The sequence below is a fragment of the Corynebacterium sp. NML130628 genome (assembly GCF_001875665.1).
Lineage (GTDB): Bacteria > Actinomycetota > Actinomycetes > Mycobacteriales > Mycobacteriaceae > Corynebacterium.
Genome location: NZ_MLAL01000013.1, coordinates 15,758 through 42,231 on the forward strand (window position 1 = coordinate 15,758; position 26,474 = coordinate 42,231).

Sequence of the window (26,474 nt, forward strand, 5' to 3'; positions counted from 1 at the left end):
ACAGCTGCTGACATGCCGTTCCAAAGCCTAAAGTCTAACGAATAGAGGCCGTACAACAAAGGTGTTGAACAATGATGGGAAGCTTCTAGTCACCCCGCAAAATTCGCTAAGTGTGGCGCGCAAGCGCCGCCGCCTTCTGGGCGATGGCGAGCTCCTCGTTCGTGGGCACGACGAGGACTTTCACGCGAGAATCGTCCGCGGAGATGATGCGCGGGCCGTCGTTGGGCAGGGAGTTGCGCTCCGGGTCGATCTTCACCCCGAACGCCTCCATGTTGTCCAGGGCGTCCGCGCGCACAAACTTGTCATTCTCGCCGACCCCGGCGGTAAACGTGATCGCGTCCACCCTGCCGAGTGCCACCATGTAGCTGCCGATAAAGCTGCGCAGCCGGTTGATGTAGACGTTGTAGGCCAGCCAGGCGTCGCCATCTTCGTTTTCGATCATGGCGCGCAGCTCGCGGAAGTCGTTCACGCCGGCCAGGCCTTTCACGCCGGAGCGCTTGTTCAGCAGCTCGTCGATCTCGTCGATGCTCATGCCGCCGTGCCGCGCCAAGTGGAAGATCACGCCAGGGTCGATATCCCCGGAGCGCGTCCCCATCACCAGGCCGGCCAGCGGGGTCAGCCCCATCGACGTATCGATCGCGTGCCCGTTCGCCACCGCCGAGCACGAAGCACCGTTGCCGAGGTGCAGCACGATCTGGCGGGTATGGTCCGGGTCCGTGCCGATCAACCCCGGCACCTGGCTGGAGACAAACTCGTGGGAGGTGCCGTGGAAGCCGTAGCGGCGGATCTGGTTCCGGCTCGCCACCTCGGCGTTGATGGCATAGAGCGCCGCCGCCGGTGGCAGGGAGTGGAAGAAACCGGTATCGAACACCGCGACGTGCGGAATGTCCGGCAGCAGCTCACGGGCAACCTCGATGCCGTCGATGTTGGCCGGGTTGTGCAGCGGCGCCAGCGGCACCTGCTCCCGGATCATGTCCACCACCGGGTCCACGATGATTTCAGGCTGGCTGAACACCATGCCGCCGTGCACCACGCGGTGTCCCACGGCCACCACGTCAAGGTCCCGTGGGCTCACGCCGCGCAACGCCAGGCGCTCGAACGCCTCCTCCAGCCCTTCCTTGTGCGTAGGGATGGATTTTTGCAGCACCCAGCGGTCCTCGCCGTGCTTGATGGTGATGCGGCCTTGAGGCTCCCCGATCTGCTCCACCAGCCCGGAAACAAACGGCGGGTCTGAGGCATCCGAATTCGGGTCGACGATCTGAAACTTCACCGAGGAGGAACCAGAGTTAATCACCAGTACGTAGCTCATTTACTTCACCCCTGCCTGAATCGCGGTCACGGCCACCGTGTTCACAATGTCGTCCACGGTTGCGCCGCGCGAGAGGTCGTTGACCGGCTTGTTTAACCCCTGCAGAATCGGGCCGACGGCCAGCGCGCCGCCAGTACGCTGCGCGATCTTGTACCCGGCGTTGCCCGCCTCAAGGTCGGGGAAGATAAACACGTTCGCCTGCCCCGCCACCGGGGAGTCCGGCGCCTTCTGCTTCGCGACGCCCCCATCGCACGCAGCGTCAAACTGGAGGGGGCCGTCGATAATTAAGTCGGAATCAATAGCGCGGGCCGCGGCAACCGCCTCGACTGCCCGCTCCACGTCGGGGCCAGCCCCAGAGCTACCCGTGGCGTAAGACAGCACCGCAACCTTCGGGTCAATACCGAATTGAGCGGCGGTCAACGCGGAGCTGACGGCGATTTCGCCGAGCTGCTGTGCGGACGGGTTTGGGTTCACGGCGCAGTCGCCAAACGCCCAGAGGCGGCCCTGCATCACCATCAGGAAGATCGACGACACCACGGACGCCTCCGGGCGCGTCTTGATGATCTGAAACGCCGGCTTGATCGTCTCCGCCGTAGTGTGCACCGCGCCGGACACCATGCCGTCCGCGCGGCCCGTGTGCACCAGCATCGTGGCGAAGTAGGACACGTCCTGCATCGCTTCGCGGGCCTGCTCCAGGGTCACTCCTTTGGACTTGCGCAGCTCAGCGAAGGTCTGTGCAAACTCCTCGACCAGGTCGGAGGCGCGGTGGTCCAGCAGCGTCGCAGCCGACACGTCCAGCCCCAACTCCTGCGCCTTCGCGGTGATCGCGTCGGGTGCGCCCAGCAACGTCAGCTTCGCGACGCCCCCCTCCAACAACCTATGTGCCGCCTCAAGCACGCGAGGCTCCTCCCCCTCTGGCAGGACGATGTGCGCGCCAACCTCGCGAGCCTGGCCCAGCAAATGCGACCCGAAGACCAGCGAAGACATCACCGGCGCGACCTCCGGGATAGTCAAGTCGGCCGCTTCTTGCACGTCCGTGACCGTGGCAAGCAGCGTTGCACCGTAGCGTTCTACTGCCCGCCGCGCGAGGGTGGCGCGCTGCGGGGCGTCGACAAGTACGATGACCGCCGCACCGAGCGCCGCAGCGAGCTCCGCGTCGAAGGTGCACTCCCCCCGCCCCACAAACAAGGTGGAGTGTTCCTCGTCGGCGCAGGCGGCGTAGGCTTCGGCGAGCGTCTCCCCCGTGACGCGGACGGTGCGCAGGCCATGCTGCGCCGCGAGCGCGTCAGCATCAGCACTGCCGAGGTTCGTGTTAGTGCAGGTAAGCAGTAGATGATAAGCCATAACCCAACCTTTAGAATCGTGGCGGACATAAATGCGTATCATTCTACAGCCCCGCCACAACACGCGGGCCGAAAATTGGGGCCTAGTTCACATTTCCGCGATATTGGCCGCCGGGTCTCACTTGTGGCGTTGGTTCGCCGAGCTGTTTCACATCCGGTGCGGACACACCCCAATGCGACCTCCGCATACCCCGCAAAAAGTTCCCACGCCGCCGCCCGGGAACCATTTTGGGTTTCAGGCCGGTTCCGGTCGACCGGCGCTCGTATTTTCGCAGTTGACGACACCTGTCCACGCAGAACGTTCCCGCCATCGACGATGCGGGGGGAACAATTTCAATCGACTGCCTCAGGCCATAATGCGGAGCCGGGAAACCGCCCCTACCTACATGCACCGGCTCGCTTTCGGCGTCCACCAACAACGCAAAAAGCTGCCGCCCGCCACAAACGGCGGACAGCAGCTTTCCTACAAAGCGGTCAGTAAGTGTTTAGCCCGCGATCTCCCACAAGGGGTGACTGTGGGCTAAACGTTGTTCTTACTTCTGTTCCTTCGACGGCTTCGCAGGGTTCTTTGTTGTGCCCTTGTCGGAGGACAGCTTCCACGACTTACCGGAAGAACCCTTCAGCTCCAGGTCCTTGACCGAAGAGGAAGGACCACCCGGCTTGCAGTTGTCGTAGATAACCGTGCCAGCCAGGATACCAGCGGCGATCAGCACGATACCTGCGGCAACCATACCCAGGTCAGCACCAACGGTGCGCAGTTGGGCATTGATCTGCTCAGCCTGACGAGCCATCTCCGGGTTGAAGATGCCAGCCTGCTGCTGAATACGAGTGTTCACAGCCTTCAGCTGAGCATCAACCTGAGCAGCCACATCGCTAAGCACCGGAATCTGAATCTGGGAAGCCAGACCCAACGGCAGCAACGCAATCAACGGCAAACCGAAGCCCACAGCAGAGGCGGCACAGCGACCAGCGTCAAAGCCGTTTTCCTTCGGATCGAACGGGTTAAGACCCTTTTCGATTTCCTTGCCGTTTGGAACACCGTCACCATCGAAGTCACCGCTCGGGTCCAGGATGGACTTACCGTCCTTACCAACCAGGCGGAACTGCGCCTCGCCTGGCTTGGTGGTCTTGCCATCGGTAACACCGAACTTCGCCAGTGGGTTCGCCACGTCACCGAAGTCCTTCTTAAACTGCTCGAAGGTCAACGTACGACGTGCGTCACCCGGCTGTCCGTACTTGCCAGTGAACTGCTTCGTCAGCTGGTCCATGGACGGTGCCTGGCCGGTGACTACTGGGCCATTCGTGCCAAACTGCCAGTCAGTAGCACCCGCAGCCTTCGGATCCTGAGCCTTGATGCCCTTTGGCGAGTAGGTCTTGCCATCCTTGGTAAAGGACGGGGTAGCCTCACCCTTCATGCCAGGCTTGACATTGGTCTCGGCTGGGTACGTGAAGTCCAGGGAGTCCAAGCTGTCACCAGGAGCCGGTGCGGGCTTCTCGCCAGGCTTCTGCGGGTTTTCACTTTCGCCGTCCTTCGGCTTCGGCTGAACCTCAGCCGTCGACGAGTTACCAGCCTCGTCGGTCACCGTGACCGTGCCACCAGGCTTCAGCTCCGTACCAGCCGGAACATCAACCGTCCAGTTACCGTTCTCATCGGTAGGTACCGTCTTCTTCGTACCATCCGGGAACTCAACCGTGACATTCGAATTCGGACGATCATCCGTACCCGTGATGGTCTTATCGCCCTCCGTTACCTTATTAATGGTCGGATCGGTCTCATCAGGAGTGCTCTTCTCATCAGCAGGGTTGGAGCCCTTCTCGATCTCCTCACGGTTCTTCTTACCGTCACCATCGAAGTCTCCATCTGGATCCAGCAAGGACTTACCGTCCTTACCAACCAGATCGAAACCGGCCTTCCCAGAGTTCGACGTGCCATCCTTGTACTCAAACTCAACAGAGACATCCGGCTTCGCCAACGGGGTGAATTCCTTGACGAACTTATCCCAACGCTGCTCCTTCGGAGTCTTCTTCAGCTCAGGCATTTTCTCATCGATCTTCTCGCCAACCTTCTCATAGGTCGGGGAGGTCGCCGTGACAACACCATCGGTCGGCGAAGTCTCAAACTTCCAGTCCTCAGAACCCTCAGACGGCGTGGGCTTCGCGGACTTCACAGGCGCGTCAGCCTCACCAAATGGCTTCTTCGACTGCTCAGTCTTACCAGCCTCAACCTTCGTGGCATCGCCGTAGTTCGGGACGAACTTCGCAGCGTCGGAGTTCGGGTCGACGATCTTCACGTCGATCTCGCCAACAGGATTACCCTTACCGTCGGTAACCTTCACCTTGGCATCCTTCGGGTCAGTACCCTCCGGCACAGTGACCTTGACGTTGCCGTCCTTGTCGATCTCTACAGACGAGCCCGGGATCTTGTTGCCGTCTTCACCAACAAGCTCACCCTGCTCATCGCCATTCGGGTTCTCAACAGTACCTACATTATGCGGCTTGTTATCAGCCGGAACCGTCGTGTTATCACCAGGCTTCACAGAAGGATCAGCCTTCTCCACCGTCACCGTAACGTCAACGTTGTCCTTCGAACCATCCGGGTAGGTCACCTCAACAGGAACCGTAATCTTGTCACCCGGCTTTGCGCCCTCCGGAACAGGAACGGTCACAGAACCGTCCTCGTTAACGGTCACATTCCCCGGAGCACCCTCGCCCTTCTCGAACTTCGTGTCTGCCGGCGGAGTCGTCTCCTTACCATCCTTGTCCGTGAACTTCGGAGCCGGAACCGTTACATCAGTGCCCGGCTTACCCTTACCGTCCTGGTACTCAGGCGTGTAGGTATCGGCATCTGCCATCGAGTTAATCACCAACGGCACAACATCAGTGTGCTCGGTCTCTTTGCCATCGCGGTCCACCAACGTGTACTTCACCGTCACGTTCGGCTTCTGCTCGGTGACTGCATCCTTCTCGGTCGCAGCGGTAGGTGTACCAGTGATCTTGCCGTTTTCGAACTTCAAGCCCGCTGGAAGACCCTCAACTGTGATGGAGCCTTCCTTCACTTCATAGCCCTGCGGCAACGGGCCGAAGCCCTCCGGCTTCACATCCTGGGTGTACTCCTCACCAACTGTGCCAACCTTCAGCGGCGTATCCGTAATCACAATCTTTGTGACGACACGCTCCTGCTGCTTCTCAGGCACAGTGGACTTCTCAGTCTTCTGAACAAGCTTGGTCGGATCTTTCTCGTCCGGGTTCTCATATACCGGCTCACCCTTTTCATTGGTGACACCAACATACTTCTCCACCATGACCTCAACCTCACGGGTCACGGTCACCTCAGTGGTACCAGCCTTGGTTGGAGTGCCAGTGATCTTGCCGGTCGCTTCATCAATCGTCAAGCCCTCAGGCAGCCCCTCTGCGGAATACTTCGGAGCGGTGCCCTCAACCTGTTTGTCCGGCGCCTTAGCAAACAGCGGAGCAACCTCATCAGCAACGTACTCGTCATACCGCGAACCCAGCGGCAGCGGCTCAGGAACAACGGCGGTAAACGAGTCCGCGATCTCCCAACGATCAGAAGGCTCACCCGATGTTGGATCCACACTGACCACAGCAGCCGTGTAGACAGTCGTTTCCTTCAGGTCTTGAGGAGCCTGGAAATCACAAGACTTCAAGGCGCCCTTGTCGTCGCTCTTGAACTTGCACATCTTATCCTTGAGCTCAACCTGGTTGCCCGAAGGATCAGTTGCGTACCAGCGGATCGCATATTCCGTATTCGGCATCAAGCCGGCCGTCTTCGTGGTCACCTTCGAGCCCGCACGACCCTTGTTATTCGCCGAGTCGTACTCAGGAATATCGAAGATCGGCTGTGCAGACATCAACGGGAACTGCAGGCCGTTCATATTGAACCCTGCAGCCATCGCCCCTTGGTCCTGATAGTTCTGGAACATGTTCATCGGGAACGCCGAATTCTTCACATCACGACCCTCAATACGCGGGTAGATGTACATGTAATCCGTATTGATGTGACGACGCTTCGCCGAGTTAATTGCGCCACCAGAGAACGCACCATAACGAGAAGCACCAGTCTCGGTCTCAAATGTCTTAGCAACCTTGCCGAAGTCGCCTTCTTCAAGCTTGTGGCGCGTCTGTGCAGTCTGGTTTTCCTGGGTACGTGACACACCGTACGTGCCCTTAAACGGCAGGTAAATCTTGCCATCAGCCTTCGACGGCACGACTACCGTCTCAGCGATATGCGAACCCTCACCGTGCTCCTTCTGGTACTCAGTGATGATGCGTTCCTGGTTCGCACGCTCCTGCTCAACAGTGTATCCAGGGTTTGCTTCTTTCCACGCATCCAGCTGACGCGCAACCTCATCATTGAGGTAAGAAGCAACAATCTCTACACCACCAGCGGCACGATCACCCTGGCTCGGATTGTACCCGTAATAACCCGGCAAAGAACCGGCGTTTTCACCATTTTCCCACCACACCTGCGACTGGTTCGGCGCAGCAAGGCTCTTAATGGTGCCAAACGCACCATAGTCCGGGAACTGGCCGTCAACCGTCGGCTTACCGGTCTCACCGTCAAGTGCACGCGTCCACTCGGACTCCGGCTTCGCCAACCAACCGACATGGTTCGGCTTCTCCTCCAGCACGAAACGGCCGTTGGTAATACGCGAACCGGAAGGACCAGCCGTGAAGTTCCACGACTCCTGAATGCGGTAGGTACGCGTGGTGTAGCGGCCAGACATCGCGTCACCAGCCATCACCACCGAGTACTTGTTCTCATCGGGGTTTTCACCCCACACGCGGACCTTGAAGCTGGAATTGCCTGCCAGGTGGAACGCAGGCGCACCAACCTTATCCGTGACGGGCCGGGTCAAATCGAAAGAGAAACGGCCCTCAGAGTCCGTGATGGTGTAAAACGTCGGAGACACTTCCCCCTTGCCTGTCACGTACTGCAGGTAAATGACGTTGCCCTTCAACGGCTCGTTATTCGAGCTCAAATCGTCTGCACGGCCATCCTTGTTGATGTAGGCGTACCCGTGGTAGCCGCCGAAATCGCGCCAGCCACCCTTGGTGTAGATGGCGTTCGGCACCATCTTGTTCTTGCCCTGCGTATCAGCAGCGGCTTCTGTACCTGCAACAGCCGCAGGTGCGTCTTGCGCAAACGCTACCGGCTGCGCAAGAGGCGCAACCAACGCGAACGACAATGCGGCCGCAGCAAGAGAAGTGCCACGACGTGCTTTATAGGAGCTTCGCACAATAATTCCTTTCATCCGTTATTTCAGAACATGCCACCGCCGTGTGCATCACCGTTTTCCCGGTGTAGAAACAGGCGCTACATGGTTTACAGTTATCCGACAATAACAATGAAAGGTCTGTGCATCCAATGGACATTGTACGTCTATACCCTTTATGGACACTTGGCCGTTATCGCAGGCATAAACCTAAGAGCTTTATGAGCTGCAAGCTGTCGGCGATTTACCCAGGAAGGGGTATGGTCACCTTTGATATAGCGCTTTCAGGAGTACCTGTATGCGACCTGGCAAGACACAGGCTTTTCGACGCCCCCTCCGCCAATAATGTCCAAACACGCAAAAAGCTGCCATTCGTCACAATGACGAACAGCAGCTCTTTACTTCTTACCCGACGCTTAGTAAACGTTTAATCCGTTCCCTCCCCCACGAAGGGGGAGGTGGTGGAGGGCGCTATCGCGTTACTTCTTCGGCTTTGCTGGAGCGGCAGGAGCAGCGTTGTCCTTCTTGGAGGACAGCTTCCACGACTTACCAGACGAACCCTTCAGCTCCAGGTCCTTGACGGAGGAGCTTGGACCACCCGGCTTGCAGTTGTCGTAGATAACCGTGCCAGCCAGGATACCAGCGGCGATCAGTACGATACCTGCAGCGACCATGCCCAGGTCAGCACCAACGGTGCGCAGTTGGGCATTGATCTGCTCAGCCTGACGAGCCATCTCCGGGTTGAAGACGCCAGCCTGCTGCTGAATACGAGTGTTCACAGCCTTCAGCTGAGCATCAACCTGAGCAGCCACATCGCTAAGCACCGGAATCTGAATCTGGGAAGCCAGACCCAACGGCAGCAACGCAATCAACGGCAAACCGAAGCCAACAGCAGAGGCGGCACAGCGACCAGCGTCAAAGCCGTTTTCGTTCGGATCGAACGGGTTCCAGCCATTCGTGATCTCGTCCCCGTTGTTGACTCCATCACCGTCAGCATCACCGTTCGGATCCAGGATCGTCTTGCCGTCCCTACCAACGAGTACGAACTGCGCCTGACCATCCTTATCGGTCTCACCTTGGACCACCTTAAAGGTCACTACTGGGTTCGCAACCTGATCGAAGTCCTTCTTGAACTGGTCAATCGTCAACTTCGCACGGCCTTCACTGCCCTTCTTGCCGTACTTGTCGTTGAACTGCTTCGCCAGCTGCTCCATAGTCGGAGCCTGACCAGTCACAGTCGCGTCTTTTGGAGTGAACTTCCAATCGGTAGCGCCCTCGGACTTCGGGTTCTTCGTGTTGATCCCATTGAGGTCCGTGACCTTCTTGCCACCTTTGTCGGTGAACGCTGGTGTAGCGGTCTTCGTATCGCCAGGCTGAACAACGGTCTTATCGTACCCAGGCGTCAGCGACGACAGATCATTACCGTGGGAAGGATCTGTCGGCTTTTCAGGCTTTACCGAAGGATCAGCTGGATCCGCGCCCTTCGGTTCAACGGTGACAGTGACGTCAACGTTGTCCTTCGAACCATCCGGGTAGGTCACCTCAACCGGAACGGTGATCTTGGAACCAGGCTTGGCATCCTCCGGAACCTTAACGGTGATAGAACCGTCCTCGTTCACGGTCACATTCTTCGGAGCACCCTCGCCCTTCTCGAACGTCGTGCCCTCCGGCGGAGTGGTCTCCTTGCCCTTCCCGTCCTTAAAGACCGGCTTGTCAACCGTCACATCCGTACCCGGCTTACCCGAACCATCCTTGTACTCCGGCTCGTAGGCACCATTATCCTTGTCAGTCACCGTGACGGTCACATCGACGTTGTCCTTCGAACCATCCGGGTAGGTCACCTCAACCGGAACAGTGATCTTGTCACCCGGGTTCGCACCCTCAGGGATGGTCACGGTGATCTCACCGGTGTTCTCGTCAACCTTCACACCATCAGGCACGTTCTCACCAGGAGTGAACTTGGTACCCTCAGGAACCTTGGTGTCCTTACCGTCCTTGTCGGTGAAGGTCGGAGCACCGATCTTGACATCGCTACCCGGCTTACCCGAACCATCCTCATAACCAGGCTCGTAGTCCAGGTTCTGGTTCGGAGCCTTCGGATTAGTGCCGTCTTCCTTTTCCTTCTCATCCGGGATGCCATCGCCATCATCGTCGTCATCTTTGGAATCCGGCTTACCGTCACCATCGGTATCCAGCTTGAAGTTCGCATCCGTCGTATCGGTGCTGCCATCCGGGTACGTCACCGTCACCGGAACATCGAACTCCTCAACGGTGTCCTTGTTCAGCTTCGACTTATCTGGGAACGTCACGGTGATCTCACCGGTGTTCTCATCAATCTTGAACTCGTAGCCCGGAACCTTGAAGTCATCAGGAATAGCAAACTTCGAACCCTCAGGAGCCTTGGCGTCCTTACCTTCCTTGTCAGTGAAGGTCGGCGACGACTTGGTCTCCTTACCCGGAACAACCAACTTGCCCTCATACGCAGGCTCGTAAACGCCGTTGGCCTTCTCAGTCACCGTGACGGTCACATCGACGTTGTCCTTGGTGCCATCCGGGTAGGTCACAACAACCGGAACGGTGATCTTGTCCCCTGGGTTCGCACCCTCAGGGATGGTCACGGTGATCTCACCGGTGTTCTCATCGATAGTCACACCACCAGGCACGTTCTCACCAGGGGTGAACTTGGTGCCCTCAGGAACCTTGGTGTCCTTACCGTCCTTGTCAGTGAAGGTCGGAGCACCGATCTTGACATCGCTGCCCGGCTTACCGGAACCATCCTTGTACTCCGGAGTGAAGTCCAAGTTCTGGTTCGGAACCTTCGGATTGGTGCCGTCTTCCTTTTCCTTCTCATCCGGAATACCGTCACCATCATCATCGGTATCTTCGGTATCAGGCTTACCGTCACCATCGGTATCCAGCTTGAAGTTCGCATCCGTCTTATCGGTGCTGCCATCCGGGTAAGTCACCGTCACCGGAACATCAAACTCCTCAACGGTGTCCTTGCCCAGCTTCGACTTATCCGGGAACGTCACAGTGATCTCACCGGTGGGCTCGTCGATCTTGACCTCGTAGCCCTCAGGAGCCTTGAAGTCCTTCGGAATCTCGAACTTCGAACCCTCAGGAGTATCAACCTTCTCCTCGGTCGGCTTACCCTCGGCATCCTCACCAGCCTTGGTGAACGTCGGCTTCGACTTGGTTTCCTCACCAGGAACAACCAACTTGCCCTCATACGCAGGCGTGTACTCGTCAGCATCCTTGGTCACCAGGACAGTCCAGGCAGACACATCGTTGCCACCGGAGACCAGGACAACGTTGTAGTAGTCACCCTTCTTGGCATCCTCCGGGATATCGAAGGTGCATGCCTTTACCTGGGCCTTGATCCCCTTGGACTGGTCAAGCTCGCACTCTTTAAGCTTGTTGCCCTTCTGGTCGCGCCACTCAACCTTCGACGGCAGCGCCGACAGGTCGCCGTTGAACTCCGGGGTCACCTTGGTACCAGGGGCAGCAGGCTTGTCGGTCGCATTGTAGTCAGCTGTGATCGATACCGGAGTGTACGGCATGATTGCGTAGTTGACGCTGTACAGCGAGTTAACGCCCTTGCCGTAACGTGGCTTGTCCTGGTCCTCAACACGTGAAGTGACCGTGTTGTTCCTGCCCGGAACGGCCGATGGACGGAAGTTACCACCGGCGTTGAACTCTTGGAAGACCGGGGTGTGGAAACCGGTGTAGCCGTTCTGGACCACACCATCTCTGTTCTCAACCCACACGAACAGGTGATCCTTGTTGAGAGAATCCTCGTTGGTTTGATTGGCATCAGTGAGCTCGCCAAAACGCAGCGAATAGTTGCCATCTGGATCGGTCTTACCGTAGACAGTCTTGAGAATGTACTCGGGATTGTCCTCGAGCATCTTCTTGGTGGCCTCAGCCAGCTTGTTCGGGTCGTCTTTAAACTTGTCGTGCAGAGCTGCGTTCGCAGCAGCACCGTCCTTGGTCAGGGTAGATGCGTACACGGTGTAGCCATCCGCGGCTAGGTCGACACCGTTTTTCGACGGACCGGTAGCAACGATACCCTTATCCGGACCGCCGGTCTCAAGCCATACGCGACCAGACAAAACGTTCGACTCGTCAAGCTGGGTCCGAGGCAAGCTGATAGGCCCCTTTGGATCCTCGATCAGCTTGTCGCCCTTAGCTGCCATCCAGCTGGTCTCGTGGTTCGGCGGAACTTCCTGGTAGAACGCCGCCATCAGCTGAATGTTGCCATCAGCGGCGACAAAGGAACCAAGCGGGCCTTCGACCACGCCGTTGAAAGAGCCTGGAACGAAACCGTTGGCCTGGCGGAACATGACCATCTTGTTGCCACGATCATTGGTGAACGGCTCAACCCAGATACGGTGCTTCTGATCGGTACGTGCAGCCCAAGTGTGCTCCACTCCCAACTTGTCTGTCCAGGTAATACCCTTGTCGCCAGTGCCGAATGCGAACGTGCCCCGACCACCGTTACCGCCGACAACATCAGGTAGTGTGTGGGTCTCTGCCTTAAAGATTGGCGAGTACGAGCCATCCTTATCCTGGAACTGGGCGTAAACCGTTACGCCGTCCAGTGGAATATTTCCGTTATCGATAGTCGATCCCGGGTTACCCTTCGGACCGGTCGCATACACGTGACCGGAAATCAAGCCCTCACCAACACCGTGAGCATCAGTCAGGTTGGCGGCCTTCGTGACACGCCCACTAGCGATCATGTCTGCATCAATCACGCCGTTCTCATCAACAGCCGGAGTGCCGGGAGTTTGATCTGCAACAGCCGCAGCCTCCTGAGCAAACGCTACCGGCTGTGCAAGCGGCGCTACCAAAGCAAACGACAACGCGGCCGCAGCAATCGAGGTGCCTCGGCGCGCCTTATATGAGTTTCGCATAGAAATTCCTTCCATTGATGCAAGCAAATTGACTTTCAGTTCAGCAACTAAAAGCCTTTCACCGGAAATTGTATCAACCGATAAAGACCGTAGGTTCCGTACAGCAAATTTCTAATATTCCTGGTCATAGACTTACAAACGCCATTTTCCCACCACCGCGCAGACCAATAAGAGGCGATAGAAACGTTTTGGTACATATAGGCATCCCCCCCCCCGCCAAAACGGCCACTACCCCACATCACGCACTAAAGAACATCTGTATCTTTCGCTCGCCCAATGAGGCCCATTTCACGCAATCAAAAAGCGGTTGCCCGTCACACAACAAGTGACAGGCAACCGCTTTAAAAATTCTTAGCCGATTATTAGTCAGATATTATGAACTACGGCCCCTACACGGGGGTGCAGAGGCCGTGGTTCAGCAAGTTACTTCTTCGGAGTTGCCTCTTTGGAAGGTTTCGCTGGCTGGCTCTCATCATTTGAAGAGGCCTTCAGCTTCTTGCCAGACGAGCCTTTAATCTCCAAGTCTTCGACCGAGGAGAGTGGCCCGTTAGGGTTGCAGTTGCTGTAGACGAGCGTTCCGGCCAGGACGCCTGCGGCGATCAGCGCGATCGCTGCGGCAACCATACCCAGGTCAGCGCCTACCTTGCCCAGCTGGTCGTTGATGCGCTCAGCTTGGAGTGCCAGCTGCGGGTCAAACACGCCAATCTGCTGTTGGATTCGAGTGTTCACGTCCTTCAACTGGGTATTGATCTGTGCCGCAAGGTCGCTGAGCACTCGGATCTGTACTTGTGTTGCCAGGCCCAGCGGCAGCAGCGCAATCAGCGGCAGACCGAAGCACATTACGGAGGCAATGCACTTGTTCTGATCAATGCCGACCTTCGCCTGCGCTTCGAGACCAGCACCATCCTTGGCAAAGATGTCGTGACCCGGCAGCAGTTGGACGTCAGACGGCACCTTCACATTCCAGTTGCCGTTCACGTCGGTCTTCGTCTTGACAGCCTTGTTGCCCGGGAGGGTGACAATGATGTCTTCACTCGGACGGTCGCCCTTGCCCTTGATCTCCGTGTCACCTGGGTTGACTGGGAAGATCTCAGGCTTGGTGGTGTCCTTGACCGTGACTGTTGTGGAGTGCCCGGCCTTGTCCGTCACGGTGATCTTGTCGCCGTGGTTGAGCTGAACATCGCCCGGAACGTTGACAGACCAGTTGCCGTTCGCATCGATGTCGGTCTCAATCGGCTTCTCGACGCCTGGGCTGGTAACGGTAATCTTCGAGTTCTTACGGTCGTCCGTACCGGAGATCGCCGTATCGCCAGGCTTGACTGGGTTCACCATCGGCGCCTCGGTGTCGGGCACGTCGTCGCCGTTGGCCGGGTTGGAACCGCCCTTGATCTCGTCCTCGTTGGAAATACCGTCCCCGTCGAAGTCACCCTTCGGGTTGAGTAGGGACTTGCCATCCTTGCCAACCAACTCGAAGTCGGCGTCCGCAGCATTCGCCGAACCATCGTTGTATTCGAAGTTCACGCCTAACGTCGGGCGCACATATGGGGTGAAAAGCTCCTTGAACTTCGCCCAGCTGCTGTTGATCTTCGGCAGCTCAGCAGTGATCCGCTCGCCGACCTTCTCATAGCTCGGAGCTTGCGCCGTCACGACGCCACTGTCCTTGCCAGTCTCGAAGGTCTAGTCGTCGGCACCCTCAGAAGGCGTGCCCACAGCTTTCTTCACAGGGACGCCAGTCTGGCCCTCGAACGGATCAACCGTTTCAACCTTGCCAGCCTCAACGTTCCTGCGATCACCGTAATTCGGGGTGTACTTCGCAGCATCCTTGCGCGGATCCACGATCGTCACGTTGATCTCACCGACCGGTTCGTCGCCACCGTTAGTGACAACAACCTGGGCAGCCTTCGAGTCAGTGCCCTCCGGCACCGTCACCATGATGGTGCCGTCCTGCTGCGGGGTACCAGTAGTTGTCCCAGTCTTCGGATCGTACTCCACGCCCTCCGGCAGCCCATCAACCTTAACCTTGCCATCAGTCGGAATGTTGGTGACCTTCACCTCAACAGGCGTGATCTCCTTACCAACCACACCCGACTGATCAGCAATCTTGTCAATCGTCGACGGTGCCGAATTCGGATCCTTCGGATCCGTCCCAGCGTTCTTCTTGTCCTTGTCGGAGATGCCGTCGCCGTCGGAGTCACGCTGAACGATGATCACCTTCTTGCCCTCGACGTCCTCCTTGCCTTGAGCAGCGATGGCGACCTTGATTTCAACTTCACGCTTTTCCTCATCCTTGCCCCCAGTCGCCCAGCTTGTCCGGGGTTCCGGTGACCTTGCCAGTTTCGCAGCGTTGCGGTTCAGACTATGAAACCGACCTAATCATCACAGCTTGAAGCTGTGACCCTTTACGGGCAGTACTCTCGAACTATCGCGTTTTTAAAGTGTCCACGCAGAAGCTGTAGTAAACAGATGGATACTCCACTGAATCTTGTTCCAACTTCCTCAGTCGACCTTCTACGAATTTTCGTCGTAGTTGCACCAAACTGGCGCCACGGTGTTTCTTCGACTGTTTTTCGACAGTAGCACGCCTCTTCACAAGTTCGGCGTACAGCCCCGCCCGCTGCCGTTTCAACAACTTCGAGTTGAGATTCAGCACGTCGTCGAGGACTTCTTGTGCCTGCGGAAGATCCTCCTCGCTGGATAGAAAAACCGGATTCGGATGCACAGTGCCATCCCGGTCAACGACAACGAGGCTTCCCAGTTCGGGGGATTTTGAATCTGCAGGGCGGGCTGTGTTTGGGTTTTGCATCCACCTACAAATATCCGTGTTGGCCTTGCTTGTGTCGCAGTGCTCGCCTACTGCTCCTGCAATCTTAGTTTGGCCTGAACATACCGCGAGCATGTTCGAAAGCTTCAATGGTGCCTTAGCCAAGTCAGCACACCCCGCGGCCTGGACACATGCGGCGGAGCCAGACACGTTGCTCTGTGGATGGAAGTGCTCAATCTTATTCGCAGGCGGACGCCGCTCATCAGCTTGTTCTTTCTTTGAGCTTCGCTGCTTGTTGTTAATTTGGCGTTCGCAGTACGCACAGCGTTTCCCCTGCCTCTCCAGAAGGTAGGCGCGAAGCTCATCCTTGTAAGATAAGGTGGCAAAATCCTCACCATCACGTATCGAATCCTGCAACAGCCTTCGAAGGCGGCGTTCTTCCTGGCTGTCCTGAGAACGATGTACGAACACTATCCCCGCTCCCTAGTCATCATCCTCAAGAAACAGGTACGCATCCGCTTCCAAGAGCTCGGGAACGAGGTCTGAACTACCGAGCAACTCTTCGATCCGCTGGCGCAGCTCGCGAGCTTCCGCACTGTTACCTTTGCCTGCGTGCACGAGCGCCATGTACTCGTTCAGCATCCGGCGATTCGCGGTGTCTGGCGTGGGGTCCACCCCCTGAATGTGCTCAATCACCTTCTCGATGTCGAGTCCCTGCGCATGCTCAGGGGTATGCGCCTTATTGTCTTTAAGAGCACGGACTGATGCCGTTTCTGCATTCGCAATCACCATTGGACTGTGCGTCGTCACGATGAACTGTACAGCGGGGAAGGTCTCCAGGAGCGTCGGCAAAATTTTCTTTTGCCACGATGGGTGCAAGTGCATGTCCACTTCATCAATGAGCACGATGCCAGGAGTGTGGTGCCGAAGCGCTTCACCCGACAGGTGCGGGTTCAGTCGCCCCATGCGAGAGGCGATATCAAGAGCGAGACCCGCACAAATCTTCGTGCCCGTGGCCATCAAGGAAAGCGGCAACGTCCCATGCTGCTCGTGTGTGAGCACCACAGACTTCGCCTTTCGATCCCACCGCGCATTTCCCCACCCTGTTGGCTCAAGGATACTGTTGCACGAGTCGAAGATAGACTGCAGCTGCTGCGCGTCGGCATTCGTTTCAAGCGACTCGTCCGCGCTGAGCGCGTCGAGGCGCTGCGCGTCCAAATACTCAATGTAGGACGAAAGCTGGTTCAAATCTGAACGCGGGTCCAGCACATTGTCGTAGGCCGATAGGCGGGAGGTAGGCACTGAAGCTTTCCGTGGAATCTCCTTGACCAGCCGTTCAACGCCGTACACGGCAAGCAGCGGAGCGGTTTTCGCACTTGAATCCTCGATGAGCTCATCTTTCAACAACTCACAATACTTCCGGAACTCGGAATTCGCTCCCACCGTTTTCCGCCTCGGTCCATTGAGTGAGCGGAAAACGTCAAATCGGTCGTCTCCGCACACTACAGCCGCTTTAACAGACACCGGGTAGTGGGGTTCTACCTGCGATACCCGGTTACTATTCCCGAGCTGAGGTGCTAGGCGTGCATCATCGCGTTTAATTCCAACTGCCTGATAACCGAAAACCCCAACGGGTACCGAAAGGATGACTTTCAAGGCATCCAGCACAGCCGTTTTTCCAGCGCCGTTCACACCGGTAAGAACGGTCAAGCGCTCGTGAAAGTCGAGCGAGAACCGTTCGTAATTACGGAAGTTCTCCAGCTCTAGGGTTTCAAACCGCCACTCAGACATGCGTTTTACTATACCGGACCCAGTCACTACTTCTGACTACTCAGCCCGTCCTTGGTCACCTCTGGCCCACACTGCGTGTAAATCAACGCGCTCAGTGCCACGCCGAATGCCAGCAGGCCCGCGCCCGCCAGCGCAACCTCCGGGTTCTTCACACCCGACTGGCCGCCAGGGCCGAATGCGCCATCCAACGCCTTGCGCACTGGCGCCATCGCCTGCTTCACGGCCGGTACCTCCTGCGCCGCAATGCCAAGCGGCATCAGCAACAACAGCGGTACCCCAGCAGCGACGGAAACCGCGATGCACTTCTCCACTTCCCACCGCTTCGGGTCCTCAGCTGGGGCCGATGTGGTTGGGGTAGCCGCAGAGGTTGTCGCGGTTGGCGGCTCCGGCTGCGCGGACGTAGTTGGGGTTGAGGCGGGCACGGCGAACGGATTCGTGCGCTGTTCCAGCTCGTCGACATTCGACACACCGTCCCCGTCGGCGTCCGCTGTGCGGTCGAGCAGTGGGTGCTTGTGGGCGTCGACAAGCTCGAAGGCTGCTGTGGCCAGCTCGACGCGACCATCCTCGTGCTCGACGATGACGTTGACCGCCGGACGAAGCACATGCTGGAAATCCACTGCGAACTGGGCCCACACCGGCGGACGCAGCTGTACCTCGCCATCGCGGGCGCTGCCGTACGCCTCATCGAACAGTGCCGCCAAAAACTCCTGCGATGGCGCCACCGCGTGGATCTGGCCCGTATTCTTATCAATGCCAAACTTCCAACCATGCGCGTTAGTTGGCGCGTGCATCTCGTAACTGCGCACCAGCGCCAACGAGTCCGCGAACGGGTCCCGCGTCACGGCGCTCCCACCCATGCCAACCGAAACCCGGCCAAGTGCGCTGTTCGGGTCCGCGTAGTTCGCTCGGGCATCCGACGGCGAGATCGGCGAAGCCTTGGTACTGGTAGGCACCGGGGTGGTACCCGGGGCTGTCGCTGGCGTGGTCACAGATTTTGTCGCTGTAGGCGAAGCCAGCGGTGTTGTCGCTTTCGTCGGCTCCGAAGTTGCAGTGCTCGTCGGTGGCGTCGTCGTTGCCTGCGGCGCGATCACGCGAACACGCACCGGGATCACGTCCGAGGAACCATCCTTGTAGCGCACCGTGATATCAAAGACCACGATGCCCTGGGTTGCGTCCTTCGGCGCGTGCAGGTTCACCTCATCCCCCTCGACTGCGATGCCCCAGTCCAGCGGGCCGCTCACGGAGACCTCAGCGTCCTTCGGTAGCGCGTCGCCCAGGTTGCGCATCGGGACGTCCTGGCCGGGCTGCGCCGTAGTGCTCTGATACCTGGGCGCGTACAAGTCCGCGAGATTCTCCGTGATTCGGACGGGGATACGGCCAACCACCTCACCCGTTGAAAGCGCAGAAACCACAATCTCGTAGTCGTCGCCGGGTTCGGTCTCCACCGGCGCGGTCAGATACATCGCACCGGAATCCAAATCCAACTCTACTGAGGCCCCCTCAACAGCGACGCCGTCAACGCCAACACGCTCCAGGCGTGCCTGCGCATTGCCGGCGTGCTCCACTGTCGGCGTCAGCCGCTCCTGCCGAGCGCCCGCCGCTACTGACTGCCGCTCAATGGGGCTCACTACCGGCAACGGTAGACGCACCCGCGCTTTCGCCACACCACGCACCGGATCTTCGTACGGGACGTGTGCCACCACCGGAACCTCAACATCGGTAAGCTGGCGGTGCCAAACCTCCACCGTCAGCTCACCTGTGTCGGCGTCGATAGATACCCCAGGCATGGGGCGCTCCAGCTCGAAATGCGCACCCTCAAACGTGAGGCGTTCGCGCTTCTTCGTCGCGCGGTCATCAAACGTCGGCGCCGGGAATTGCGCCGACTGCCCCGGCTCGACCTGCTGCTCCGCGTACTCCAGCGCGTACTGCGCCACGTGCGGCACGAACGTCGCAATCGCAGCAGCAACCGGACGCGACCCAATCTCCTCCACGCCTTCCCTGTTGTAGAGGCGGATCTTGCTGCTGGGGTCCAGCATCTCCACCGGGATCTCAATGCGCTGGCCAATCTGATCCACACGTGGCGTAAAACGCACCACCCCCTGATCGTCCACGCTCACCTGCGAGGCATCCACCCCGAACGGCAACGACCCCAGCTGGAACTCCGCACGCTCCGGCTTCTCCTCCACAGGGCCCGAAGCAGGGTTATCAAAACTTGGCGACGCCACCGCCTGCCTACCGACGGCCGCCTCCACCGGCTCCCCATACTCCAGGAACATATGCGTCACCGCAAACGAATCCTGCGCCAGCATCGCCTCAACGTTGCCAGCATCAGGTGCATAAAACAGGCGGGCAATGTAGGTATCACCCTGCTTCGCGTCCTCCGGCACCGTGAAATCACACGACGCGATACGCGCCTGCTCATCGGGCACCGTCACCGGACACTCATGCACACGCTCCCCGTCAGCGTTATACCAAATAACCCTGTATTTCAACCCTCGCGAACGCGGCACACCCGAACCAAACGTGCGCACCACCTCCCCCGGAGGCGCCCAGTTATTAAACGTGTTCCGTTTTTCCACGTGGAACTTCAAAGGGGCCGTCGATAAGGCGTACCGCGGCGATGACACCGACGTCCCACCCGAATACGCAGAACCCGCCGAAAGCTTCACCGACGGCACATCCGACCCCGACCAATAATCAAAATTGCCACCAGCATCCGGGCCACCCCAATATCCCAGCGCCCACGGGTGGATCGCACCGACGTTGCTCGGCAGCTGCTCACCATCCGACGTCAAAATCGAAACCAAGGACCAACCCCAGTTAATATGCTTCGAGTTCGCGTTCCCCTTGAGCCACGAACCCTCATCCCAGGACTCCGCAACCCGGTGGTGCCAACTGCCCACAAGCCCCGGGCCGTCAAAGGAATTGCCGTACGTGCCACGCCAATACAGGTAAAAATTACCGTCCTCGTCAGTCGTCGTCACCGCGGTTTCAGCAATCCAGTCCTGATCCTTCGCAACCTGCTCATTAATCCAACGCTGGAGCGCTTTCTCATCCTCCGGCGTCCACGAAGAACCCCGAACCTTCTTACCAAAGTGCTCCCTGCCATACGCAAGCACCTTCTCGACAGCCTCATCCGACAAATACGACCCAACAACCGTCATCCCAGCTGCCGGTGCATCCCCCGTATTATTCGTCATCGACTCCTGATACCGCCGGTTAAACGGCGTATCCACCGTATTCCAAAACATCTGCCCCGAATACATACCAAACGCAACCCCCGCCCCCTCGTTCGCAACCCACTTACTGCGGTCCCTCAAGTGCCGCGCCGCATTCCTCCGATCGTGGTACGCAACAAAAAACCCATTCACCTTGCCGTCACGCCACCAGCCGTTCGTCTCAAACGATGGCGTGATCATCCCCAACCAATTCGTCGGAGGCACAATCCCCGCAGGCTGGTGAATCAAACGGTAATCATCCTGCACACTCTCAGGAAGCTCCACCCACACACGCAGCTTCTCACGCAACTGATCACGCCCTCGATCACCGTCATTCCGCGGCAACCCCGTCGTCGCATCAGCCAAAAACTCACGCTCCACCCCATGCGCATCCACGTACGGCTGCAACTTCAGCGAAAAGTTCCCGTTCTCATCCACCTCCGTGTAAAACGTCGGCGACGAATGCTCCGTATACACACCCTCATACCACTGCGCAAACACCCGAATCGGCTCGCGGCGCACCGGTGCCCACGTCCCCGGATGCAACGCCGGCGTCAAATTCCCCGAACCATCATCAACCATCACCGGCCGCCCCAACGGCTCCCCCTTACGGTTCGTCAACACCTCAGCCGACTCACTCACCGTCCGCGCCGAACGCGCCACCTCCATCGGCACCTTCACCGAACCACTCACCGTCGCAGGATCATCCGGGCGCCCCGGCGAAAACAACGCCTCCGTCGAACGCAGCGCCTGCGCATAATCCGGTGCCCGGTCAATCTGCGCCGTCGCCTGCGGCACCACAATTGACGACGCCACCACCGCGGCAGCCACCGCCATGCCCAACCGGGACGTGTTCATGCGCAGACACTCCATCACCAACAAAGTTTCCAGTAATCTGTCAATTAAACCAGAAAACTAGTCCATGCCCAAGACGGCTTTGGGGCTACAGGCGCGACGCCGCCAACGTCGCCCGGTCCCGCGCCTCCTGCGCCGACTCGCCCGTCGACGTCACCACCGCAGCACCATCCACAAAACGCACACCGGTCTCCGCAACCGACATCGCGCTCGCAAGGCCATCCACACTCGGCACCGCGCCCTCAACCAGGACCATCGCGCCTGGGCTGACCAGCGTGGCGTCAATAGGCAGGCCAATCACCGCGCGCGCATGCAACGAACACTGATTCAACCGCTGCGTCGCACGAGTCAACAACCCATCCAACGACGGGCGCGGACGCGCATCCGAAAAGTACACGTCATCCCCCGCCACAAACATCTCCACCGCATACAACCCCTGGCCGCCCAGCGCCCCCGTAATCCGCGCCGCAATCGACCTCGCGTTCCCCGCCGCAGCCTCCGACAACACCGCAGGCTGCCACGCCTCCACAAGCCGACCCCCCTCATGCCGCGTACCGATCGGCTCACAGAACCACGTCGCCAACTCACCCGTCGCCGGATCCACCGAACGGGCCGCCAAAATCGTCAGCTCAAAATCAAAATCAATAAAACGCTCCACGACCACAGGGCCCTCCGGGTCCACCTCCAGCGCCGTCTCCCACGCCTCAGCCGCCTCAGCCCCCAAGTCCTGGTCAGTCCGCAGCACCGTCTGGCCCAGGCCCTCCGCAGACCTCCCCGGCTTCACGACGACCGGCAAACCCAACCGCAACGCCGCCCCCTCCAGCTCCTCCGGAGACCGCACGAACTCACAACGCAACGTGGGCAGCCCCAAGGACTCCGTCGCCGTCGCCCGCACGCCCTCACGCGAACTGCACAACTCCTGCGCCTCCACCGACGGCGACACAATCGACCCGGCCCACTCCTCCAGGTCTTTCAGCACCTCCGGGCCCACCCCGGCGCCCGCCACCGTCAACGACGGATACCGCTGCTGCATGCTTTCCGCATCTATTTCGGTTGTGTGCAGGTGCGTCACATCAAACCCGAGCTGCCTAAACGACCACGCGAGTTCCTCCTCCACCACGCTGTCCCCCAATACGAGCACCTGGCGAGGATCGCACCTCAAGTCCCGTGCCGGGTCAAGCTGAGTGATGGGCTCGTTGTCGAGCTGCTGCTGCTCCTCGGGCATTGCTGCGTTCATAGTGGTCAGCATATTCAGCTGCGTATGTGGCGAGCAAACTTGAGGGGAGCTCGGAGGGCTTGAAGGGAGCTTGAGGGGGAAGGTGTCACCGAGATGGGACTCGGGAAATTGTGAACAGAATTGCTTGTGTGCGCGATCACATTTTGCGCAATTCTGTTCACGATTTTCCTAAGCCCATTTTGCGAGACATTCCTACCCCACAGAAGACGCGGAAAACACGGGAAGGGAGCTAACGGTCCATCACGTCGAAGCGGACGATGGTCTGGTCGCGGCCCGGGCCGACACCGATGTAGCTGATCGGCGCGCCGGAGAGCTCCTCGAGGCGAAGGACGTAGTCCTGGGCCTTCTGCGGGAGTTCTTCGAAGGTGGTGCAGCCGGTGATGTCTTCGTCCCAGGCCGGCATCGTTTCGTAGATGGGGGTGGCGTGGTGGAAGTCGGACTGGGTCAGTGGCATTTCGTCGTGGCGGACGCCGTCGACGTCGTAGGCGACGCAGATCGGGATTTCGCCGATGCCGGTGAGGACGTCGAGTTTGGTCAGGAAGTAGTCGGTGAAGCCGTTGACGCGGGCGGCGTAGCGGGCGACGACGGAGTCGTACCAGCCGCAGCGGCGCTTACGGCCGGTGTTCACGCCGACCTCGCCGCCGGTCTCCTGGAGGTATTCGCCCCACTTGTCGAAGAGTTCGGTTGGGAACGGTCCGGCGCCGACGCGCGTGGTGTACGCCTTGACGATGCCCAGGGTTGCCGTGATCTTGGTCGGGCCGATGCCGGAGCCGACGCAGGCGCCGCCGGCGGTCGGGTTGGACGAGGTCACGAACGGGTAGGTGCCGTGGTCGACGTCGAGCATGGTGGCTTGGCCGCCTTCCATGAGGACGTGTTTGCCTTCGGCGAGTCCGGTGTTGAGGACGTTTTCGGCGTCGATAATCATGGGTTTGAGGCGTTCGGCGTAGGACATGAAGTAGTCCATCATTGCGTCGGCTTCGATGGCGCGGCGGTTGTACATTTTGACGAGCATTTGGTTCTTGACGTCCAGCGCCGATTCGATTTTCTGGCGGAGGATTGATTCGTCGAGGATGTCTTGGACGCGCAGGCCGACGCGGGCGACTTTGTCTGCGTAGGTGGGGCCGATGCCGCGGCCGGTGGTGCCGATGGCGCGTTTGCCCAGGAAGCGTTCTTGGACGCGGTCGAGTGTCTGGTGGTAGGGCGCGACGAGGTGCGCGTTGCCGGAGATGCGGAGGCGGGAGGCGTCGGCGCCGCGGGCTTCGAGACCGTCGATTTCGTCGAAGAGCGCTTCGAGGTTGATGACGACGCCGTTGCCCAGGATCGGGGTGGCGTTCTCGCTGAGCACCCCGGCGGGTAGCAGCTTCAATTCGTATTTTTCGCCGCCGACAACAACCGTGTGGCCTGCGTTGTTACCGCCGTTGGGTTTGACTACGTAGTCGACTTTCCCGCCGAGGATATCGGTGGCTTTGCCTTTCCCCTCGTCGCCCCATTGGGCGCCGACAATGATGATGGCGGACATTCTCTCTCCTTTTATAGGCACTAATCCGGGCTTATTGTAGCGTGAATGGCATGCGTCTTCTTCATTGTGCGTGTGCTAGCTCCCTCACAGTTCCGGGTGCGGAGGAGGTCACACTGTCGGAGGTGCCGTCGAGAAGTGAGCTTTCTTTTCTTCTCGACGCCGCCAGCTCCGCCCTCCCCCACGACCCGACGCCGAGCTTGGCGGAGATCCAGAAGTCGCCGTCGGTGGCGCACCTGGGTGCCCCGCAGCTGGCGCCGCAGCGGCCTGAGGAGCGGCTGCGCGTGGTCGTGTCCGGCAGTGACGCGGCGCTGAGCGCGGTGCTGACACGGTTGATGCGCGCGGACGCGATGTGGGTCGAGGTCGCCTACGTGCCCACCTGCGTTGATTCGTCGGCTGCGGTGGCGTGGGGCGCGGGGTCGGTGGACCTGGCCGTGGAGGGGCCGGTGGTGCCGTCGCCGTGTATTCGGACGGACACGGGCGTGGTGGTGGCCGGTTCGGCGACGCTCTCGCACGGGGATGGGCGCGACGAGTACGTGGGGGAGATTGTCGTGGACTCGCAGCAGCTGGTGATGCGCACGGGCGAGGAGCCGTCGGCGTGGTACTTTGGGCAGTTCGGGGCGCGGCTGGTGCCCACCCCCGATGCGCCTGGTCTTGCTGCATCGCGACTGGTCACGCCGCTGGTGGTTCCGGAGGGCCGGCGCGTGGACCCGCAGCGCCTCGAGGGGCTGGCGGGCATGCCGCTCGGCAGCTTGCTGACGAAAGGCAAAACGGTCGCCCCGGCCCTCACGGACCCGGCGACCGTTCTTACCGGCCGGGCGCTACAGTCCGGCGGGGAGGACATCACGCTGGTGGTGGACGGTGTCGCCCACCCGCGGCCGCTGCAGCGGGTGACATTCTACCGTCACCTTCGCGACATCCAGTCGGTGCGCGGTTAGCTAGTCCAAGTCGAAAGTTTCCGGCGGGTACGCCGGCGTGTCCGACGTCGGCGCCAACGCCGCCAACGCCGACTCTCGCGACATCCCACACACCTGCAGCAAGTCCACCGTCAACGAACGCGTCTGCGCCAAAATCGCATACTCGGACAACACCGCGTCCTCACCCAACAACTCCACCGGCGAGCCCTGCGCCACCGCCCGCAACTCGTTCACGATCTGCGGGATCACCGTCGCCTGCGCACGCCGCGACTTCACCTCGTAGACCTCAGAAATATCCAGGCACGCCTTCGCCAACACATCAATCAGCTCAATCTGCTGCGGAACCACCCGGTCCCCGTCCTCACACAGCACCAGCGCCCGACGCGCCAGCACTCGACACGAACGCACCGCGTTGTCCACCGGCGGGATCACCAAGCTCAGGGAATTGATGTAGCGGCGCGCGCCCCACAAAAATGGGGAAATCTTCGTCGTTTCCTTCCCCGCGTTCACAGCCGACGCCATATCGTCAATGTCCGTCTGCGACCCGCGGATCGCCTCCAAGGCATCATCGATTACCAAGGGATCGCAGTCGGTGAGGCCTATGGCGACGTCGTCAAGCACTGAACTCATCAACCCCATCAAGTTCGAAATCTCCGCGCGCACCGGCTCCATCGGGCCCTGCGGAATCAGCGCGATCGTAGCCAACGCCACCAAACAACCCACCGCCGCGTCAATCGTGCGATCAAACCCCGTCACCTCCGCACCGGGCGGCATAATCGTCGCAATCAGAATAGAACCAATCGCCACCTGGTTATTCACCAACTGTGACTTCGAAAAGAACGACGCAATCAACAAACTGCCCGACACGATCGCCGCGATCTGCCAGCCGCCATCGCCAAGCCGGTAAAACAGGGAGTCCCCCACCAACACGCCAAGCGCACAACCAATCGAGAGATCAATCGCCTTCGAAATGCGCTCCCCACCCGACATACCAATAATGATGACCACGGAAATCGGGGCAAAGAACGGCTTCGCATTTCCGATGATGTCGCCCGCAATCCAATACGCAATACCGGCAGCAATACCCATCTGCAGAATCGGCAACAGGCGCTTGCGCACACGCATCAACCGCGCCTGAATCGACTGATCCACCGACGCCAACCTGGCACGCGTACCCATTCTTTCTTTTGCCATGCCATAACCATAGCGCCCCAGGACGGCGGGTTAGGTGGGCTAGGTGCGGCTAGGTGTGTGATGTCTAGCGACTTTTTGGACACGGAGTCCAGGATGTTTTTGGACGGGATGTCTAGTGGCTTTTTGGACGTTCTCGGCGGTGGAATAGCTGGATGGCTATTCCATTGTATAAACGTAGAAAGG

13 protein-coding genes are annotated in these 26,474 nt (G+C 59.3%); 1 reads left to right on the forward strand and 12 read right to left on the reverse strand.

Features of this window, described 5'->3' with window-relative positions; genetic code table 11:
• Window positions 1-106: 106 nt before the first annotated feature.
• The 11 genes from BJP07_RS02150 to BJP07_RS02200 all read right to left on the reverse strand — a co-directional run bounded on the left by BJP07_RS02150 (window position 107) and on the right by BJP07_RS02200 (window position 24,183).
• Window positions 107-1,309: an acetate kinase gene (locus tag BJP07_RS02150; protein WP_071565853.1), complete on the reverse strand. Its 1,203-nt coding sequence runs from the start codon at window positions 1,307-1,309 to the stop codon at window positions 107-109.
• Window positions 1,310-2,653 (reverse strand): phosphate acetyltransferase, encoded by a 1,344-nt coding sequence (pta, locus tag BJP07_RS02155; protein ID WP_071565854.1) that lies wholly within the window; start codon window positions 2,651-2,653, stop codon window positions 1,310-1,312.
• Window positions 2,654-3,185: 532 nt separating this feature from the next.
• Window positions 3,186-7,910, reverse strand: a complete 4,725-nt coding sequence (locus BJP07_RS02160; protein ID WP_071565855.1) for a YPDG domain-containing protein — start codon at window positions 7,908-7,910, stop codon at window positions 3,186-3,188.
• A 455-nt stretch (window positions 7,911-8,365) separates the two neighbouring features.
• On the reverse strand, window positions 8,366-12,802 hold the full coding sequence (locus BJP07_RS02165) for a YPDG domain-containing protein (protein ID WP_071565856.1): 4,437 nt from the start codon (window positions 12,800-12,802) through the stop codon (window positions 8,366-8,368).
• Between the two features lie 423 nt (window positions 12,803-13,225).
• Window positions 13,226-14,449 (reverse strand): hypothetical protein, encoded by a 1,224-nt coding sequence (locus tag BJP07_RS02170; protein ID WP_071565857.1) that lies wholly within the window; start codon window positions 14,447-14,449, stop codon window positions 13,226-13,228.
• A 30-nt stretch (window positions 14,450-14,479) separates the two neighbouring features.
• The gene (locus BJP07_RS02175; protein ID WP_071565858.1) at window positions 14,480-15,013 is read right to left on the reverse strand and encodes a thrombospondin type 3 repeat-containing protein; all 534 of its coding nucleotides are present in this window, start codon (window positions 15,011-15,013) and stop codon (window positions 14,480-14,482) included.
• 208 nt (window positions 15,014-15,221) lie between these two features.
• A complete protein-coding gene (locus BJP07_RS02180) occupies window positions 15,222-16,034 on the reverse strand; it encodes a hypothetical protein (protein WP_071565859.1) in 813 nt (270 codons plus the stop codon).
• A gap of 12 nt (window positions 16,035-16,046) precedes the next feature.
• Complete coding sequence (locus BJP07_RS02185; protein ID WP_071565860.1) at window positions 16,047-17,354, reverse strand: AAA family ATPase; 1,308 nt, start codon at window positions 17,352-17,354, stop codon at window positions 16,047-16,049.
• A gap of 26 nt (window positions 17,355-17,380) precedes the next feature.
• A complete protein-coding gene (locus tag BJP07_RS02190; protein WP_143109641.1) occupies window positions 17,381-21,430 on the reverse strand; it encodes a YPDG domain-containing protein in 4,050 nt (1,349 codons plus the stop codon).
• Between the two features lie 85 nt (window positions 21,431-21,515).
• Window positions 21,516-22,664 (reverse strand): ATP-grasp domain-containing protein, encoded by a 1,149-nt coding sequence (locus tag BJP07_RS02195; RefSeq protein WP_255365900.1) that lies wholly within the window; start codon window positions 22,662-22,664, stop codon window positions 21,516-21,518.
• A 229-nt stretch (window positions 22,665-22,893) separates the two neighbouring features.
• A complete protein-coding gene (locus tag BJP07_RS02200) occupies window positions 22,894-24,183 on the reverse strand; it encodes an adenylosuccinate synthase (RefSeq protein WP_071565862.1) in 1,290 nt (429 codons plus the stop codon).
• A 50-nt stretch (window positions 24,184-24,233) separates the two neighbouring features.
• On the opposite strand from BJP07_RS02200, the gene BJP07_RS02205 reads away from it, so the two are divergent.
• The gene (locus BJP07_RS02205; RefSeq protein ID WP_071565863.1) at window positions 24,234-25,118 is read left to right on the forward strand and encodes a hypothetical protein; all 885 of its coding nucleotides are present in this window, start codon (window positions 24,234-24,236) and stop codon (window positions 25,116-25,118) included.
• Here BJP07_RS02205 and BJP07_RS02210 read toward each other — a convergent pair whose 3' ends face one another.
• Window positions 25,119-26,291, reverse strand: coding sequence for an aromatic acid exporter family protein (locus tag BJP07_RS02210; protein WP_071565864.1), 1,173 nt, complete (start codon window positions 26,289-26,291; stop codon window positions 25,119-25,121).
• Window positions 26,292-26,474 lie beyond the last annotated feature (183 nt).

Excerpts from the sequence above, each read along its gene's own strand:
- BJP07_RS02205 (WP_071565863.1), top strand. The coding sequence starts at position 24,234 with ATGCGTCTTCTTCATTGTGCGTGTGCTAGCTCCCTCACAGTTCCGGGT.
- BJP07_RS02185 (WP_071565860.1), bottom strand. The coding sequence starts at position 17,354 with ATGTCTGAGTGGCGGTTTGAAACCCTAGAGCTGGAGAACTTCCGTAAT.
- BJP07_RS02165 (WP_071565856.1), bottom strand. The coding sequence starts at position 12,802 with ATGCGAAACTCATATAAGGCGCGCCGAGGCACCTCGATTGCTGCGGCC.
- BJP07_RS02195 (WP_255365900.1), bottom strand. The coding sequence starts at position 22,664 with ATGAACGCAGCAATGCCCGAGGAGCAGCAGCAGCTCGACAACGAGCCC.
- pta (WP_071565854.1), bottom strand. The coding sequence starts at position 2,653 with ATGGCTTATCATCTACTGCTTACCTGCACTAACACGAACCTCGGCAGT.
- BJP07_RS02150 (WP_071565853.1), bottom strand. The coding sequence starts at position 1,309 with ATGAGCTACGTACTGGTGATTAACTCTGGTTCCTCCTCGGTGAAGTTT.
- BJP07_RS02210 (WP_071565864.1), bottom strand. The coding sequence starts at position 26,291 with ATGGCAAAAGAAAGAATGGGTACGCGTGCCAGGTTGGCGTCGGTGGAT.
- BJP07_RS02200 (WP_071565862.1), bottom strand. The coding sequence starts at position 24,183 with ATGTCCGCCATCATCATTGTCGGCGCCCAATGGGGCGACGAGGGGAAA.
- BJP07_RS02190 (WP_143109641.1), bottom strand. The coding sequence starts at position 21,430 with ATGAACACGTCCCGGTTGGGCATGGCGGTGGCTGCCGCGGTGGTGGCG.